The 18,228-nt window shown below is 44.9% G+C and carries 10 protein-coding genes; 3 read left to right on the top strand and 7 right to left on the bottom strand.

Going from position 1 to position 18,228, the window contains the following annotated elements:
• Positions 1-137 precede the first annotated feature (137 nt).
• The gene (locus tag NST33_RS06675) at positions 138-1,769 is read left to right on the top strand and encodes a helix-turn-helix domain-containing protein (RefSeq protein ID WP_221819157.1); all 1,632 of its coding nucleotides are present in this window, start codon (positions 138-140) and stop codon (positions 1,767-1,769) included.
• Positions 1,770-1,896: 127 nt separating this feature from the next.
• Here NST33_RS06675 and NST33_RS06670 read toward each other — a convergent pair whose 3' ends face one another.
• Positions 1,897-2,472, bottom strand: coding sequence for a GbsR/MarR family transcriptional regulator (locus NST33_RS06670; protein WP_221819156.1), 576 nt, complete (start codon positions 2,470-2,472; stop codon positions 1,897-1,899).
• Positions 2,473-2,973: 501 nt separating this feature from the next.
• On the opposite strand from NST33_RS06670, the gene NST33_RS06665 reads away from it, so the two are divergent.
• Positions 2,974-4,203 carry a glycine betaine/L-proline ABC transporter ATP-binding protein gene (locus tag NST33_RS06665; protein WP_105597692.1) on the top strand — a complete coding sequence of 410 codons (1,230 nt, stop codon included), beginning with the start codon at positions 2,974-2,976 and terminating at the stop codon, positions 4,201-4,203.
• The gene (locus NST33_RS06660; RefSeq protein WP_221819155.1) at positions 4,169-6,757 is read left to right on the top strand and encodes a glycine betaine ABC transporter substrate-binding protein; all 2,589 of its coding nucleotides are present in this window, start codon (positions 4,169-4,171) and stop codon (positions 6,755-6,757) included. Before NST33_RS06665 ends, NST33_RS06660 begins: the two co-directional genes overlap by 35 nt.
• 253 nt (positions 6,758-7,010) lie before the next feature.
• On the opposite strand, the gene NST33_RS06655 is transcribed toward NST33_RS06660, so the two are convergent.
• The 6 genes from NST33_RS06655 to NST33_RS06630 form a co-directional block, all read right to left on the bottom strand.
• A complete protein-coding gene (locus tag NST33_RS06655; protein ID WP_076216916.1) occupies positions 7,011-7,223 on the bottom strand; it encodes an immunity 17 family protein in 213 nt (70 codons plus the stop codon).
• 296 nt (positions 7,224-7,519) lie between these two features.
• Positions 7,520-12,676, bottom strand: coding sequence for a 5'-nucleotidase C-terminal domain-containing protein (locus NST33_RS06650; RefSeq protein WP_221819154.1), 5,157 nt, complete (start codon positions 12,674-12,676; stop codon positions 7,520-7,522).
• Positions 12,677-13,247: 571 nt separating this feature from the next.
• The gene (locus tag NST33_RS06645; protein ID WP_221819153.1) at positions 13,248-14,402 is read right to left on the bottom strand and encodes a copper amine oxidase N-terminal domain-containing protein; all 1,155 of its coding nucleotides are present in this window, start codon (positions 14,400-14,402) and stop codon (positions 13,248-13,250) included.
• 186 nt (positions 14,403-14,588) lie between these two features.
• On the bottom strand, positions 14,589-15,962 hold the full coding sequence (locus NST33_RS06640) for an ABC transporter substrate-binding protein (protein ID WP_221819152.1): 1,374 nt from the start codon (positions 15,960-15,962) through the stop codon (positions 14,589-14,591).
• A 359-nt stretch (positions 15,963-16,321) separates the two neighbouring features.
• Positions 16,322-17,143 (bottom strand): carbohydrate ABC transporter permease, encoded by an 822-nt coding sequence (locus NST33_RS06635; RefSeq protein ID WP_221819151.1) that lies wholly within the window; start codon positions 17,141-17,143, stop codon positions 16,322-16,324.
• Positions 17,140-18,105 (bottom strand): sugar ABC transporter permease, encoded by a 966-nt coding sequence (locus NST33_RS06630; RefSeq protein ID WP_221819150.1) that lies wholly within the window; start codon positions 18,103-18,105, stop codon positions 17,140-17,142. The genes NST33_RS06635 and NST33_RS06630 overlap by 4 nt, the downstream gene beginning before the upstream one ends.
• Between the last annotated feature and the right edge of the window lie 123 nt (positions 18,106-18,228).

Below are 18,228 nucleotides of genomic sequence, written 5' to 3'. Positions count from 1 at the left end.
ACAAAAAGGATTACCTTGCAGCCATCATGGCTCCTGGTAGTCCTTTTTTGGTTGTCGAAAACTATTTTTCAAAAACATCTTCCATATGAGAATGATAATTGTTATCATTAAGAAAATAAGACAAAAGGATGGTCCGTATGACTGAACAGTTTCCCTTCATTGCTGAAACCTCATCTCTACCGCTCCTCTCCTCCATGTGCCGTGTCCGTCGTGGGGAGAATTTCCGTGTGCAAGGCAAGACGGTGTCACGGCCCATGCTCTGTCTTATTTTGCAAGGAGACGGTGTTCTGGTCCTGAATGATACAGTCTATACGGCGCAAGCCGGTAGCTTATTCGTACTGAAGCCAGGAACAGCCATTGAGGCCGCTGCACGCTCGAATATGACCGAATGTATATTACTAAGCATGGATACGGTTTGTTTGCAGCAAGTGCGCGGTGAATGGAAAATGACCTCTTCACCCGCCTTCCCGCTGGATTGGCAGACAGGCAGGTTGCTGGTTCGTCATGAGCAGCAGGCTGTATTACGTTTGGAACAACTGTATGAAACCTATCGCGGTCTGCAACCGGATCACTTTATCAGCATACATAGCCAGCTGCATGAACTGTTGCAATTTCTCTCAGAGAACCGGCTGGAAGCCAATCATGAGAAAGTGGACCCTGCCTTGGAACGCAGTATTATGTATATGCGACGTTACATGAGTGAAGGAATCAGCATGGATCAGCTTGCCAAGATTGCTGGACTCACCCCCAGCTCTTATTCACGCAGTTTCAAGAAGGCCAAAGGCATGTCACCGACCGATTACCTGAATCGTTTACGTATAAACGAAGCAAAAAAACAGCTGACAGAGGAATCCTGTGTCCTCAAAGACGTCGCGGTATCTGTCGGGTATGGCAATGAATATTATTTTAGCCGCAAATTCAAACAAACCTTGGGGATTGCTCCCAGCGTATATATGAAAAGAGATCAACTTCGCGTAGCTACGGCATCCATTATGGGATTCCATGAGAACTTGGCCTCGCTTGGACTGCGCCCGGTAGCTGTGCTGGAAGATCAAAGTGTGTTTGACCGAGAATCGGATGAATATGAACAAGAACGCCGATTAACCAGACAATTAGACCAACTTCGGCAGGCGAAGCCAGACTTGATCATCGGTGACTTTTACCACAAGCCTTATTACGATCGCCTGAAAAGTATTGCACCTACCATCATCTTGGAGTCCACTGATGACTGGAAAGAGAACCATATTCGCATCGCCGAACTGGTCGGACGTGAGAAACAAGCGTTACTGAATTTCAAAGAACTTGCGTTTCGCAAGCTTGAAGCAAGCCTGAACCTGCAACCCTATTTCGGACAAAACAGGTTGGCTCTGATGGAGGTTACGAATCAGTTCATTCGCTTACAAGGGACTGGCGAGCATCCATTAAATCACTTGTTGTATGCTGAATTGGGACTTCAGCCCGCTGAGCTTGTATCTCCCGAAAGCTCCAGAAATGAGTATGTTGCGGATAGTATCCCGGTGCTGGACACAGATTACCTGTTGATCCATCGTGCTTCGCTTCAGCCTGCCAATGAAAAGCTGTTCCGACGCATGAAACAAACGGCTTCATGGAATCGATCCCCTGCTGTATTGTATGGTAACGTTCACGATATTTCGAACTGGCAACGGTTATGCTGGACCCCGGCTGGCCGGTTGCAGATTCTGAACGAACTGAAACAGATTGCTCAGCAATCTGTAGTCTTTCCTCAGGCAGGTCTGATCGGACATTAGATGTGAACATAGGTTGATACGATGGGCAAGATTATCTTTTACATCGTGTTCCTTCATTATAAATCAGTAAGATATTGCACAGACCAAAGGGCCCTCTCCTATAACGGAAAGGGCCCTTTGCATGTAATTATGAATGTTCCTTAATCTCTTCCTTCGGAACCAACTTGTATATCTCTTCATCTTCCATGGTATCAATTAACCGATCCAACCATTTGTAATATGCTTCCGCTTGCAAAACTTTGTGTTTGTCTTCCATCAGGATGTGGATAAGTTCAGCATCCGCCTCTTCATCCAGATCTTCGACTAATCGATTCAGTTCATCAATTGATTTGCGTAGAACCTGAAGGTTACTCTCCACGGCTTTTCTCCACTTAATTGCAAAATAATCCGTAAACGTCTGATGCCAGTCATATTCGACTTCATATAGGTCTTTTCTGGAGCCCTTGCTCCACACTTTATTTACCATTTTCAAATCCAGCAGTGTTCGTACACCTGTACTCATACTCGTTTTGCTCATTTCCATTTCCCGTCCCATATCGTCAAGGGTCATTGGTTTGTCTGCAAAAAATAGCAATCCATATAAGTGTCCCGTTGACAGCGTAACGCCGTAAAGATCCATATTACGTCCAATAGCTTCAATGACGCGTTTACGAATCTTCAGCACGGTTGCCTGCTGTTCCTCTTGTAAATGGTCCAAGCCCATGCTTGCAACCTCCATTCTGAACATTCCACAGTCTTTGGCGAAATCATTGCAACACTTTAAAAGTCCTGCTTACATGGGAAAGCTCTCGGCCGGACATCATATATGCCAGAGGGCTTTCATTCACCCAATGTATGAAAATGGGAACTTTACCAGGCTACAATTGCCTATGACTATCTTTTAACCAAAAAATTCAGCTTCAATTCAGCTCATTTTCTATTGTAGGAAAAGCAATGTCAAATGTAAAGCTGCCTTATTAGCCAGAATAAGGAGAATGACGGAGTATTTGGACGAAAAACTTTGTACAGTTTTTACTGTACAAACATTATGTACTGTTTATTCGGTTGATATACTGGTTAAGTATTGTTAGTATTAAACTCGTTACCCAGAAAGACGGGAAGCGAAGCAACAACTACCGGATTTCGTGGCTGGGCGCATAAGTGTATGGGCTTATGGATGCTGAAAGCCGTTCGAAGTGCACAACACATCAGAAGGGGTGAAAACATGACCATACTTGAAGTGAAAAACGTAAGTAAATTGTTTGGACCCCAAACCGAGCAAGGTCTGCAATTACTGGAGCAAGGTTGGGGTAAAGAAAAGTTGGCCAAAGAAAAACAGATAACGGTTGGTGTCAACCGGGTCAACATGGACATTAAGGAAGGCGAGATTTTCGTTATTATGGGACTGTCCGGGAGTGGTAAATCCACACTGGTTCGGATGTTCAATCGTCTGATTGAACCAACATCCGGAGAAATTCTGGTCCATGGTAAGGATCTACGCAAGATGAACAAAGAACAATTGCGCGAAGTGCGCCGGAAAACGATTAGCATGGTCTTCCAGAAGTTTGCGTTATTCCCGCACCGTACCGTTCTTGATAATGTGGAGTATGGATTGGAAATACAAAAAGTAGATAAGGAAGTACGCCGGGAGAAGGCAAAAACCTCACTTGAGCTGGTTGGCCTTAAGGGCTGGGAAGACAAAATGCCAGATGAACTCAGTGGCGGGATGCAGCAACGTGTCGGCTTGGCGCGTGCACTTGCCAATGACCCGGAAGTACTACTGATGGATGAAGCTTTCAGTGCACTTGATCCATTGATTCGTCGTGATATGCAGGATGAGTTGATCGAGCTTCAGGATAAAATGAAAAAGACGATTATTTTCATTACCCATGACTTGGACGAAGCGCTGCGCATCGGCGATCGTATTGCCCTCATGAAAGACGGCGCAGTTGTGCAGATCGGTACACCGGAAGAAATCATGATTCAACCGGCCAACTCATATGTGGCCCGCTTCGTCGAAGACGTGGATCTGTCCAAGGTCCTTACAGCATCTCACGTAATGCGTCGCCCTGAAACAATCACGCTTGACCGCGGACCTCGTGTTGCCCTCGAATTAATGCGCGAAAGTGGCGTTTCCAACCTGTTTGTCATTGACCGTTCGAAGAAGCTGCTTGGTGTCATTACAGCAGAAGACGCTTCTCGTGCGATGCGTGAAAACAAAGTATTAAAAGACATTCTGATCACGGACGGGCCTACTGTGTCGCCTGAGACCCTGATTCATGAATTGTTCGAAATTGTAAGTTCAGCCCATGTGCCTCTCGCTGTTGTTGGTGAGAATGGCCGTCTGCAAGGTGTTATCGTCCGCGGTGCCCTGCTGGGTGCACTTAGCGGTGAAGTTGCAGTAAAGGAGGAACTTGTGAATGATTCCCAAAATACCACTAGCGTCGTGGATTGAATCCATAGTTGACTGGATGAGCTCCTCGCTCTCCGGATTGTTTAATGTAATTTCCACCGTTATTCAAGCGGTTGTCGGATATTTCTCCGGGCTGTTCTTGCTGCCCCATCCACTCCTGTTCATTGCCATATTGGGTGTTCTTGCGTTCCTCGTAGGACGACTCCCACTGACACTATTTACGGTTATCGGGTTCTTGCTCGTAGATAACTTGGGATACTGGTCCCAATCGATGGACACACTCGGTCTGGTTATCACTTCAGGATTGGTTTCGATCCTGCTTGGTGTACCTGTCGGAATCTGGCTCGCATACAGTAAAACTGCGGCGCGGATCATTACACCGCTGCTTGACTTCATGCAGACGATGCCTGCATTTGTCTACTTGCTGCCTGCGGTTACATTCTTTAGTCTAGGTGTCGTTCCAGGTGTTATCGCGTCTGTTATATTTGCGATTCCGCCAACGATTCGTCTGACTCACCTGGGTATCAGACAGGTATCTGGCGAATTGGTTGAAGCAGCTGATGCATTCGGCTCAACTTCCATGCAAAAGTTGTTCAAAGTACAACTTCCACTCGCTTTGCCTACCGTGATGTCCGGTATTAATCAGACCATCATGCTGTCACTGTCCATGGTTGTTATTGCATCCATGATTGGTGCACAAGGTATTGGTGCGGAAGTCTATCGTGCCGTAACACAACTGCAAATCGGTAAAGGTTTTGAAGCCGGTCTGGCCGTTGTTGTACTCGCGATTGTTCTGGACCGTTTTACACAAAATGTTTTTATGCCAGGTCGCAAAAAGAACTCAAGCATTACATCAAAGCAAAAAGCATGGATCACTGCTGCGGCAACATTCCTTGTGCTTGTAGCTGGTTTCTCACAATACTTCGTTGGTGGCACAACTTCCGCTGGTGGCAACAATTCAGCAGCCAATGCTGTAGGTCAAGAAGTGAACTATCAGATTATTGGTATCGATCCAGGGGCTGGTATCATGAAGTCCGCTGCAAAAGCGATCGAAGACTATAAATTGACTGACTGGACTCTGATTGAAGGCTCTGGTGCAGCCATGACGGCCACGCTGGACAAAGCGATCAAAAATGAAGATCCAATCATTATTACAGGTTGGACTCCACACTGGATGTTCAACAAATATGATCTAAAATATCTGGAAGACCCTGAGAAATCTTTCGGTGATGCTGAAGAAATTCACACCATCGCCCGTAAAGGTCTGAAAGAAGATCACCCTGTTGCGTTTGAATTCCTGTCCCGTTTCCAATGGACCTCGGATGAAATGGGTGAAATGATGACTGCTATCCAGGGTGGCACATCCGCAGAAGAAGCAGCTAAAGCTTATGCTGAGAAACATGCCGATCAGATTGCTGAGTGGACCAAAGGTCTGACTCCAGTGAACGGTGATGCATTCAAACTAAGCTATGTGGCTTGGGATTCCGAAATCGCAAGTACGAACTTGCTGAAATATGTGATGGAAAACGAATTGGGTTATAAAGTTAACGCTCTGCAAGTCGAAGCCGGACCAATGTGGACGGGTGTTGCCTCAGGCGACGTAGATGCCTCTCCAGCAGCTTGGCTGCCATTGACACACGCTGACTACTGGGAACGTTACAAAGACCAGGTAGACGATCTGGGGGCCAATATGACAGGTGTACGTACAGGACTCGTGGTTCCTAGTTACATGACTGAAGTCAATTCGATTGCAGATCTGGAGACAGGTGCCGCTTCTTCCACTCCATCGGCAAGTGCTAATGTGGGCGAAGAGGTTAATCACCAGATTGTTGGTATTGATCCAGGTGCAGGTCTGATGAAGGCCACTGCAAACGCCATTAAGCATTATGATTTGTCTAACTGGAATCTGATTGAAGGCTCTGGAGCCGCGATGACTGCATCGCTGGACAAAGCTTATAAAAATGAAGAACCAATCATCGTTACGGGTTGGACTCCACACTGGATGTTCAATCAGTATGATCTGAAGTATCTGGACGACCCCGACTTGATTTTCGGCGATGCAGAGGAAGTTCACACGGTTGGACGTAAGGGAATCAAAGAAGATCATCCCGTTGCCTATGAGTTCTTCTCTCGTTTTAATTGGACTGCGGATCAAATGAGTGAAATCATGGTAGACATTCAAAAGGGCGTTTCGCCTGAAGAAGCTGCCAAGACTTATGCAGAAAAACATCCGGACCAAATTGAAGAGTGGACCAAAGGGTTAACCCCTGTTAAAGGTGACAATTTGCGTCTCGGTTATGTTGCATGGGACTCTGAAATTGCGAGTACCAACCTGATGAAGTATGTGCTGGAGACAGATCTCGGTTACACCGTCAAAGCACTACAAGTTGAAGCTGGACCCATGTGGGCAGGCTTGGCAGCAGGTGATATCGATGCTTCTCCAGCCGTATGGCTCCCGCTTACACATGGAGACTACTGGAAAACATATGGAGACAAGATCGAAGATATCGCTGTCAGTATGACTGGAGTCAAGCAGGGTCTGGTTGTTCCAACGTATATGGATATCAACTCTGTAGAAGACTTAAAAGATAATTAAACCAGATTGAGATGGATAAACCTGAATTTGGTAAAAAGACCACCGAAATTTTTCGGTGGTCTTTTTGTTTTGACTATGATTTTTTCAGGCATGCTATTTGATTTGATATTCTATCCTGGCCATACTGCATACTGCTAATTTACGCTTTCACACGCTTTTTCCATTTGACTCTTCTCACATATCCTCTTACTTCGCCTTCGCTCATGAACATCGTATGTAGATGATACTTGGTGAGTTCGTTTATTTCCAATATCTATCCGATCAGTAACAGTAGTACACCAATGACAATCATGACAACACCGAGAATACCATATACCACTCTTGCGCCCTGTCTTCCAATAGTCTTCACAAAAATCCCTGCTCTGAAACTCTTCATAAACCAATCCCAATTGTTGATACCACCGAGCAAACTAAAAATTCCTGCCGCTATGGCAAATAGCGCGATTAAAACGGGTTGTTCTTGCATGTCGTCAACACTCCTTCAATATAATCCTGTCTACTATACCTTCGCTTGGTGAAAATTAACAGGCATTAATTGGGCGTATCTCAAAACTCGCTGAAGTGCATCTTTCACCGCCTTTTCGCCCCCTGCTGCGTCACTTTCACTTGACGTGCCCCGGCACGCCTGCAGAAAACTTCCTTGCTTTGAACGAAAATTCGGCAAAATCTACTTCCTTCGGAGTTTTCAGACACGCCCTAGTAAAAAAAACAGCTTGCAGATGGAATTCTGCAAGCTGTTCTAAACCGTTGGTATCTTGCGTTTTATTGCTTTTGTAACTCGCTTGCCGCCAATAACAAGGTTACCACTTCAGCACGTGTTGCTTCAGCGAGGGGATTAAACCTATTTTTGCCGGTTCCCTTTACCAGTCCTGCATCATATGCAGCAGCGATATATGGAACAGCCCATGCAGGTACTTTATCTGCATCCGCAAAACTCAGTGTCGGATTCGACTGTACCGGGAGGCCGAGTGCTCTGACGAGCATAACTGTCATCTCTACCCGCGATACTTTGCCCGATGAACGGAACGTATCATCCGTATACCCACTAATGATCCCTTGATCCACTGCCTGTGCAATAAAGGATTGTGGCCATGCAGGTATTCCAGCAGCATCCTTAAAGGTCAATGCTTTGTTGCTGGCTGGAAGTTCAAATGCTCTTCCCAACATAACAATGAATTCGGCACGTGTGGCTGGTGCATTCGGACGGAAATTACCATCCTGATATCCGTTCACAATTCCCCGGGAAATGGCCTGTCCAATGGCAGCAGCTGCCCAGTGATTTCCGATGTCCTTCAGGTCTACGACCGGAGTAGTTGGATTAGGATTTCCTCCATTACCCGGAACGGTTGGCGTAGTTGGGTTTGTAGGATTGGTTGGTGTAGTCGGTGTGGTTGGAGTTACAGTCGGAGTAGGTGTTGTAGATCCTCCACCACTGTTACCACTGCCCGGATTACTTCCATTATTCCCGCCACCATTACCAGGATTGCTTCCATTTCCGTCCCCAGGGAGTGGCGTGCCTTTTAGATCGGTACTGCGTCCTTCTGTCTTTTGATCAACTGTACCTACACGGTCCAGATGTTCATGGAAGACTTCATAATCGACCAGATTTAATTCGTAGAATCGATTATCATCTTTTGCCGTTCTCATAGCACGATAGAAGTCTCCACCGTTAGCCATGAATGAATTGGTAGCGACGATATAGTATCCGTTCGGATCAATATCCGTGTATGTTCCATCTGCATTCTTAATCTGAACTTTGACCACACGTTGACCCACTTGGGTCACGGTATTGGTCGTTGCATCAATTTTCTCGCCTGGTTTCGTGGAATCGTAGTAGAAACGCATACCCGCTACTTGCGGAAAACGTCCTTCTCCCGTTTCCACACCACTAACACCATTTTCCAGTGCGGCTGTAATTTCCTTGCCTGTCATTTTCAACGCAGACAGGTTATTACCGAATGGCATCACAGTCAGGAGATTGCCCAGCGTAATATCACCTGTCTGGAATGAAGCGCGAATGCCACCGCCGTTCTGGATCGCCACGTATCCTTTGACGTCGTTTTCCTGCACAATGGATTTCACTTTCTCCAGCATACCGTCTGTCATCAGGTTTCCTAAATTGGTTTCCTGTTTCCGCACAGCGCCACGTTCTCCATCCAGGAAGACATTTGTTTTACCTATAACCGTTTTCTTGAATTGTTCCAGCTGAGGCGCATATTCCTGCAACTTGTTTGCAGCTTCCACATCATCAGCATAGATGAATTGGTTGGCAGCATCTTTCGCATCCAGACTTAGCAATTTGCCGTTCCACTTCTTCAAAATACCTGCTTCATCAAACGTAACATCCAATTGACCAAGAGAGACATCATACTCCCCAGTTTGCACAACCAATGTCGGCTCATCCTGGCTGCCTACAACAATCGGTTCCTTCAGAATGGTGTGTGAATGACCACCTACCACAATATCGATCCCTTCTACAGCTTCAGCCAATTTCAGATCCTCTGAGTAGCCAAGGTGAGTCAAAGCAATGATTTTATTGATACCTTCATTTTGCAGCATCTGTACAGTTGCTTGTGCACTTGCCTTGTAATCCGCAAACTTCAAGTCATCTCCTGGTGAAGAAAGAGATACCGTGTCCGGTGTCGTCAGTCCGAAAATACCGACTCGCTCACCCTTCACTTCCGTAATAATCGCCGGATAGATTTCGGCTTTATCAGCCGGGTTACCGATGCTATTGTTGTACAAACCGCTCAAACTCGCATCCTTTGAATAATCAATATTAGCACTCACAAACGGGAACTCTGCTTTCTCAATAAATGCTTTCAGTACGCTTGGACCTTTATCAAACTCATGGTTACCAAAAGTCATGGCATCATATCCAATCATGTTCATGAACTCCAGATCAGCCAGACCGTTAAACAGATTGAAGTACAATGTGCCTGAGAAAACGTCCCCTGCATCCAGCACCAAAGTGTTATCATTGCGAGCTTCCTTAATTGCCGTTACTCGGCGCGGGATGTTATCCAGATGCGCATGCGTATCATTCGTGTGAAGAACGCGCAGGTTGAAGTCCCCTTCTTCCACTGGATCTCCAATACTTAATTGTGCGAGTAGTGGATCATGGTCGCTCACCCGTCCATCCGCTGTCTCAAAATCGGCATTCACATGTACCACTTCGATGGTTGCTGTCTCAGTTAGATTTTTACTCACCAGAATGTGATCCAGTGTCTGAGAGTTTCCATCATAGATGTAGGAATACCGTTGATTCTCTGGTAGTTCGTTTACCAGATTGTCCAGTTCATTACCTTCAACAATGTTCAAGGTATTTGAGAATTGGAAGTCATTGAAATCACCGAGTACAGCGACATTTACCTCAGGGTCTTTGTTCAGTAACTCTTTCACAAACCCATTTACCAATGCAGCTTGCTTCGCACGTTGAACTTCACTGCTTCGAGTTGCAGGCTGTATACTTCCAAAAGGTTTCAGGTCCCCACCTTTGGAATTGAAGTGATTGGCAATCACCACTACACGTTCACCATTGAATTCGAATTCCGCTGCGAGCGGTTTGCGAGAGCTGGCGAATGCCTCGTCCTCCGGTGCAATACGACCCGGATTATTGGAGAGACTGCCGTCAGCTTTGACTGTGATCGCTGTCGTAGCATTTCCTTTTCCGATACCATTAGCCAACGATATACGGTTCGGCTGATAAAGGAACCCTACACGAATATTGGCACCAGGTGCCCCGCCATCCTTGTTATTTTCCGGAGAAATCTCACTATATCGATATGTTGGTCCGTTGTTCGTTTTGATTGCATCAATTAGCGTCTGAAAACTCTCATTGGACGCTGTTGTGCCCGTGTCAGCATCGCCATCGTTATCCTGAACTTCCATGATGCCAATGATGTCTGGCGTGTTCAGATTATCCACGATGATTTTACCGATTTTATTGGCTCGTGTTGAATCTTTTTTGCTGAAGTTCTCCACATTAAACGTAGCAATGGTCAGTTTATCTGCCGCTTGTTCAATGGAAGTAGTCGCTTGTTTCGTTTCTCCCGGGATAACTGCTGGTAAATTCCCTTCAGGACTCACCTTGAAATTGCCGCTAGAGTATGTCATTACTCCGATTACATTCCCATCCAACTTATCGCCTGTTTTTACTGCTTTGGAAGGTTTCTTGCCGATAAATAGACGCTGCGGATTGAGATCACTCTCATTCATATCTTTCTTGTTATCGGTCAGAATAACACCACCGTTAGGTGTGCGAAGTGAATTATTCTCACCATTATCCACAACAACGGCCAGACCCGGTTGACTGGAGTAAGGACCTATAATTTCAGGCTTTTCCAGTTCAACACGCATGCCTTCCAGACTTTCATAGAAATCTATAGCATCCGTCTCGGGATTAAATTCTACAAAAGAGTCCGAGTCAATGACTGTTGGAATGATTCGTCCATTGACACCCAACTTCACAGGTACAGGTAGATCGACTTTTTCTAACACTCTTACAATGGTACTCGCCGTAATTTGCGTGGTGGTTAATTCGTTAACCGCCCCATATTCCGTAACTTTGCCGGATACCTTCACCTGGTTGCCGACGATAACTCCATGACTCGGTTTATAAACCTGAATGGCTTCGGATTTCCGATGATCACCGTCCATCTCATCCGGAAGCTCTTGCATGTAAAAACTGCTTGTACTGACGGAGGTAACTATACCTTCGATATCCTTAACATCGTATCCGTTAAAAACAGAGGTATGTCCTGCGCCCTGAATATCATGGATACGCACGTTTTCTTTATCAGGAAGTACTTGATACGTAAAGGTGTACACTGCACTGGATTGTCCATTAAGAATGGCAACGGCTTTGATTACGATGTCTTGATCAATCACTATTGGACTACTATACACGGTGGAAGAAGAAGTAGGCTCTGTATTGTCCGTTGTGTAATGTACAATTGCATCCTTGGCTGGAGAGGTTAATGTGACTTCATTGTTTCGGGGAATCCCGCCAGATGGAACACTTGCCATCACAGACAGGCTATTTTCTACAACATCTGCGGCTGTTCTAGGCAAAAGCTCTAATCCGTAATTACTGTTGAAGGTCAGAACACCTTGCACATATTCGTAGGTTTTGCCGACAGTTAGCGCGGTAGGAGAGTTTTTGGCGTAAATCGTCATCTCAGCACCATGGCTATCCGTAGCGTAAAACGTCGAACTACTGCCCCGTGTTACCTGAATATCTCTTACTTCGACAAACATTCCCTCATACTTTTCGCCAGGACCTTTGTTACTTTGGTCTGCTGGTCTGACAAAGTCTGTGGACACCATATTTTTGGGTCCGGGGAGTGTTACATTTTGCTCAGTGACCTTCATGTATCCTTCGGTAAAACCTGACTTATCCTTCTCAATCTGGACGAGTCCGCTGTAGTGAGTAATTGGACCATACACTTCAATGCGATCCCCCACGTCAACTTGATTTTTCGCTCGGACTACAATGCCAGCCTCTTCGTCTTGGATATAATAATTCGTGAATTCTCCGGAGAGTTCACTGTACGTTACGACACCTGAAACGGCTACATTTGTATTTGGCGCAAGTACTCGTGCATCAGCAATGGATATGATTAAAGTCCCTTCTGCTTCCTGCACTTCTGCATTATCCGTCTCAGCTGGTTCCTCACTTTTAGTTTCATCCATATCATCATCTTCGTTATTCGGTGACTCTAGGTCTGACGATTCTTCAGTTGGGACAGCATCCGGTATGGATGTCTCCTGATCACTTGTTTGCGGCTCTTCCGTTACTAAACTTTCCTCATCAGCATATGCGGTACGACTTAATCCACCGATTGGTGCCGCACCTGTAACGACAAGAACGAAAACCAGAAACCCTTGTGCCCAACGTTTCACTTGCTTGTTGTTCATTCGTCCTACCCCCATGTTTTCAACTTGGCAATCATTTGTTCATCCAGCATGTACATTAGTTCAAATATAAGATAACTGAATAACAGACTCGTGTAAACAATAATTCTTATCTATGAAAGAAAAAAGAACACTTATATCACATCCCCTAAGCAAATCTCTATAATAATGAATAAATAGTACTAACTTTTAACTAAAAACACGTTATTAAGCCTATTAAAGTTATATAAGTGTTAGATATACGATTATTTAACGTCAATTAAATTAACATTCACAATGAATATATATACGAATTCGACATTTAGTGACAGTACTCATTTCTTTAAACCCACTAAAAACTGAGTCTTGAGACATGCATTTTCACATGATAAAACGATATGTACGGATCAATTTAGATCACCACATTAACTGAGTATAAAAGAGAACTATTAAGCGCAAAATCAGTATGAGTTAATAGAATGTTAAAAAAAACCACAAGAACATCTCCAATTACTCTCAGAGACTTTCTTGTGGGATAATATAAAATATGAAAAATGATACTAATTTCACTTTTTCGAAATGTTACAGACGGTTTTCAATACACTTCTGTGTCTGGTGTCAAAGTAATATTACTTCCATAGGGTTCAATTAATCCTTGTTGCTCCAAGTACTGGTCAACGTATCGATCTGCATTCAGTGAAGTTGACCCGATCCAGTCTGAATATGTTTTTCCAAACATTTTATATAGTATGTCACTAGTATATTCATTACTTAATTCCCCAAAAACAGTATACAACTGTTTTACCGTATTTGTGTGTTTTTTCCCCTCTAAATCGGTCCATGTTACTTTTTTATTCAGATCTACCTTCCTTATATCCTTAGTATATATTTGTACATTTGACCCATTGATTTTGAAGTACACACGGATGCTTTTTTCGTAAGGATGACCCTTGAGAATGCTCCACCCTTTCATATCTCCAGTAGCTGGCACAGCATAAAGTTTCCCTTTTGTTGGAGTTGTTCCTGTTACACTGTTTTGTTTTTGAGGTTGTTCAATATTAATAGTCATTTTACCTTTACCAATGGATACTTGCATCTGCTTAGCTTTAGAGTTATAAGTCACAGTTCCACCCAGAGCATCTGAGAGAACAGAAGCAGGAAACAAAGTTACGCCATTTTGAACAAGCAGCGGGGACTTGAGAGTTAATGGCTCTCCATTTAACGTTGCTTTTGTTCCCGTTTTCGGGAGAGTTAGTTTCGTAGAACCAACTTTAATCTCGAAGGCGTCCTGTTGAGCAATGTAACTAACACTCCCTCCCAGTGCCTTGAATACCTCTTTCATCGGAACAAGAGTCACACCATTTTTTATGTATCCTCCATCAATTGCTTCATCCAAGCTACCTGAAATAGTAACTGATCTTTCAACATTTTCGACTTTAACAGTAATTGTTGAAGAACCTACACCTATTACCTTTACCATCCCAGTGCTCAGCACTTGAAGTATATGAGGTTCACTGATCGTATAATCTGTTTTTGTAAGACCTGTATTTCTTCTGTAGTATGGATCGTTATCGCTATGTATTGAATTTTCGTCATCATACACAACAACTATATTAAGATTAATCTTACCACCGACCGAAACTGTAGTATTAGGGATGAGTTCAATATCTTTAACTTTAAGTTCCTCCGCATAAACACTTGAAACAAACAACAACATAAATGCCATCATTAGAACCGTTACTCTTTTCATTCACTTGTACTCCTTCTTATTTTTATTATGTCTATTTCTCTCCATGATTCTATTTATTGGGATACCTTTTTGGCTTCCTACTTCTATTTTCGGAATCATTAACAAAAAATGTTAGTCTTTCTTTTTAGTAAAATAAAAAAATTGAATGCAGCTTAATCACTGCATTCAACACTGATATGAATTAAATTATTTCTTCACCGTACTATTATATTGCGCAATCTTGTCTGTAATTTGTTTAGCTGCTGTATCCAATGCTTCCTGTGGTGTACCTTGTCCATTCAGGACGGTTTCAATCGCTCCTTCGACAAGTTGTCTCGCTTCCGGGAATACACCCATTAATGCCCCGGATGTTGCTGTCGAATCCGCAGAAGCGTGCAATTGATCGACTGCTGTCTGGAATTGCGGGTACTTCGCCATATTATCCTTTAATACTTGCTCATTGTAGGCTGCTGTCGTAATAGGGAAGTATCCTGTCGCAACACTCCAGTTCGCTTGTACCTCTGGTGTAGCCAAGTACTTGATGAACTCCCATGCCGCTTGCTGTTGTGCTTCGGATTTGTTGTTCATGATGTACAAGCTTGCTCCACCCACCACAACGCCGCCTTCTTTGGCATCCGCTGGACGAGGCAGGAAGCCTGTTCCCAGTTCAAACTTGCCACCTGAACCTTCTACGATTTTACGCAGGCCAGCCGTAGAATCCAGGGTCATACCGATTTGCTGAGCGGTAAATGCTGCTGTTGTATCGTCTGTGCTACGTCCCAGATTGGAGAGGGTTTTCTCGTCAATCATCTTTTTCCACCACGTTAATGTCTTCACTCCAGCTTCGGAGTTCAGCAGAGACTCTGTTGCTGCCTCAGTTCTTCCGTTTCCATTGTTTACATAATCTGCATTCTGGTTCGCAAAGAATTGTTCCATGAACCAGCCGTAGATCGCCATGGATGCACCTGGCTTACCGTCTTTCGCCAATGCTTTTGCCGCTTGCTCAAACTCTTCATACGTCTTTGGCGGGTTCTCCGGGTCCAGACCTGCAGCTTTGAACATATCCTTGTTGTAGTACAGGATCGGGTTCGATGTGTTAAACGGCATCGCGTTCAATTTGCCATCGATGGTGTAATATCTTATGATGTTTGGCTCCAGTTGGGACAGGTCAAACTGATCCTTGTCGATGAACTGTTGTACTGGCGTAATCATGCCCGAATCAATCATGAACTTGCTACCGATCTCGTAGACCTGGATAATGTCTGGACCGCTGTCTGAGCCCATGGATGCTTTGAGTTTGTTCAAGCTCTCATCGTACTTCCCTTGATAGATGGGTTTCACCTGAATGTCGGGGTGGCTAGCGTTAAAGTCGGAAGCGAGTTGGTTAATGGCTTTCTCCCCAGCGCCAGACATGGAATGCCACCACGTCAATTGTGTTGTTTCAGCTGCGGCCGCTTCTGCTGGTGCTCCACTTGCCGGACTGCTTGTTTCAGCTTTTGTTCCGCAAGCTGAAATGACCAACATGAGTGCAGCCAGCATTAATGCAAATGTACCTCTTTTTTTCAACCGAAATCTGTTCATAATCGCTCTCCTTTTATATGGCTCGCTTCAGAATAAATCTGGAGATTGACACGGCGTGGCCGTTACGGTTACGAATCGTTCTTCTGATTGCTGTTATCCCCGGATTTTTTTATATCCCCTTTTAGAGGGGAAAATCCGTGTATAAAGGCAAACGCTTTGCTTCTTCAGAATCGATTTCGTCCCCTCCACTACTACCGTGGTTTCTCTCTTAAGATCTTATTTCAAGACACGAGCCTTGTTTATTCGCTCCTGATAACCAAACCGTAGACCTTGTACGAAGATACAATGTTTAATCCAAAACCTTTAAAACTTCCACTTCCACTTCAATTTCAATTTAATAGTTGGAAACCTTACCCCTCTCACCCCTTCAGCGCGCCTGCGGCCATTCCGCGGACAAGCTGTTTCAACCCGAAGATCAATAACAGTAAGGATGGTAGAATGACCATGGCTGTTCCGGCAAATACCAGATTCCACGCTGTGGATTCCTGGAACTCCAGCATCGAGATTCCGATCTGTGCGGTTCTCATTTCCGGTGTGTTTGTCACCAGCAGCGGCCAGAGATACGAATTGTACATGCTAAGGAATGAATAGATTGCCAGTGTTCCAAGTGCCGGACGGGACAAAGGCAAGACATGCGATATGAAATAGCGAATATGACCACAACCGTCGATCCTCGCCGCCTCGAACAATTCCTTGGGTAGCTGCATGAAGAACTGTCTTAGCAGGAATGTACCAAACGCCGTTGCCAGAAACGGCACGGTAAGCCCCTGGTAACTATCCAGCCAGCCCCAGCTGCGAACTGTCAGATAGTTGGGGATCATCGTCACTTCCCATGGAATCATCATGGTTGCGACAAACATGCTGAAGATGACGTTTTTGCCTTTGAACTGCATTTTCGCAAAAGCATAGGCTGCCATACTCGCTGTAATCAATTGACCAAGCGTCGTTAGGCCAGCGACAAGGAAGGTATTGCCGATAAATCGGCCGATCGGAACGATATCAAATACTTCGCTAAAGTTGGACAAAACGATGGAATTTGGAATGATATGCGGCGGATAAGCGCTCGCATCTTCCGGCGTCATGACGGCCATGAAAAAGGTGTACATCACCGGATACAGTACAAGTGCTGCACAGATCGTCAGTAATACATACAACAGCGTTTTGGTCCATGTCGCACTCATTGGTAATGCACTTTCCTTTCTACCCATTTGAATTGGATCAGGGTCAGCAGCATAATTACCACGAACAGGATCAGGGCTTGTGCACTACCTGTACCAAAGCGGAAATTAACGAAGGCTTCCTGATAGATGGAATAGACAAAAACATTCGTACTGTCCATTGGGCCACCCCGGGTTAGAATGTTGATCTGACCGAACGATTGAAAAGCGCCAATGATCGATACGACCGTAACAAAAAATAATGTTGGTGACAGGAGCGGCATTGAGATTTTGCGAAAAGTAAGTACTGGACCTGCGCCGTCAATCTTGGCACTTTCATAGATCTCATCCGGGATGCCCGCCAAACCACTGGATAGAATAATGTAGTTGAACCCAAGATTCATCCAGATTGTCATGATGGAGATCGAGATTAACGCCCAATCCGGGCTGGTAAGCCAAGGAATTGGATCAATACCTACTTTGCCAAGCAGATAATTCAGCATGCCCAGGGTCGGATGGAATAGAAACTTCCAGATCACCGCTGACGAACCGACGGATAACACCACGGGCAGAGAAAATACAAATTGGAACACACGCATTCCCTTGAACCGGTTGTGAGTCAGTGCAGCCAAAATCAGAGCAGCCAACATACCCGTAGGCACTGTAAATAGCACAAATAGTAACGTCACTTTCATCCCTTGCATAAACAGTCCTGATTGGAACACGGCCTTGAAATTATACAGTCCTACATAAGCCGCAATCTGCCCCGTCGGATCTGTGGAATGCAGACTGAGATAAACAGACTTAAACATCGGGTAAAACAGAAACACTGCAAACAAAAGCAGCGATGGTGCCAGGAAACCATAGGCCAGCATATTCTCCCGCATTCGCTGCACACGCAGCGAGGCTGTACGACGCTCACTCGTACCGGATACGCGCCGTTTGGCGGCGGCGGGCAAGCTGATCCGGTTATCAAGCTCACTCATCGGATTTTCTTCCCCCTTGATTCACGCATTCAGTGTGTGTGAAATGTTACATCAACTTCAGCACCACGTTATCTAGTGTAAGAGTCGAATGTCACAACAAAATCTTTTCTGAATCAACGTAAC

The organism is Paenibacillus sp. FSL L8-0435, from assembly GCF_037965655.1.
Taxonomy (GTDB): domain Bacteria; phylum Bacillota; class Bacilli; order Paenibacillales; family Paenibacillaceae; genus Paenibacillus.
Note: the sequence above shows the minus strand (reverse complement) of the source record. Positions and strands in the feature narration are given on the sequence as shown.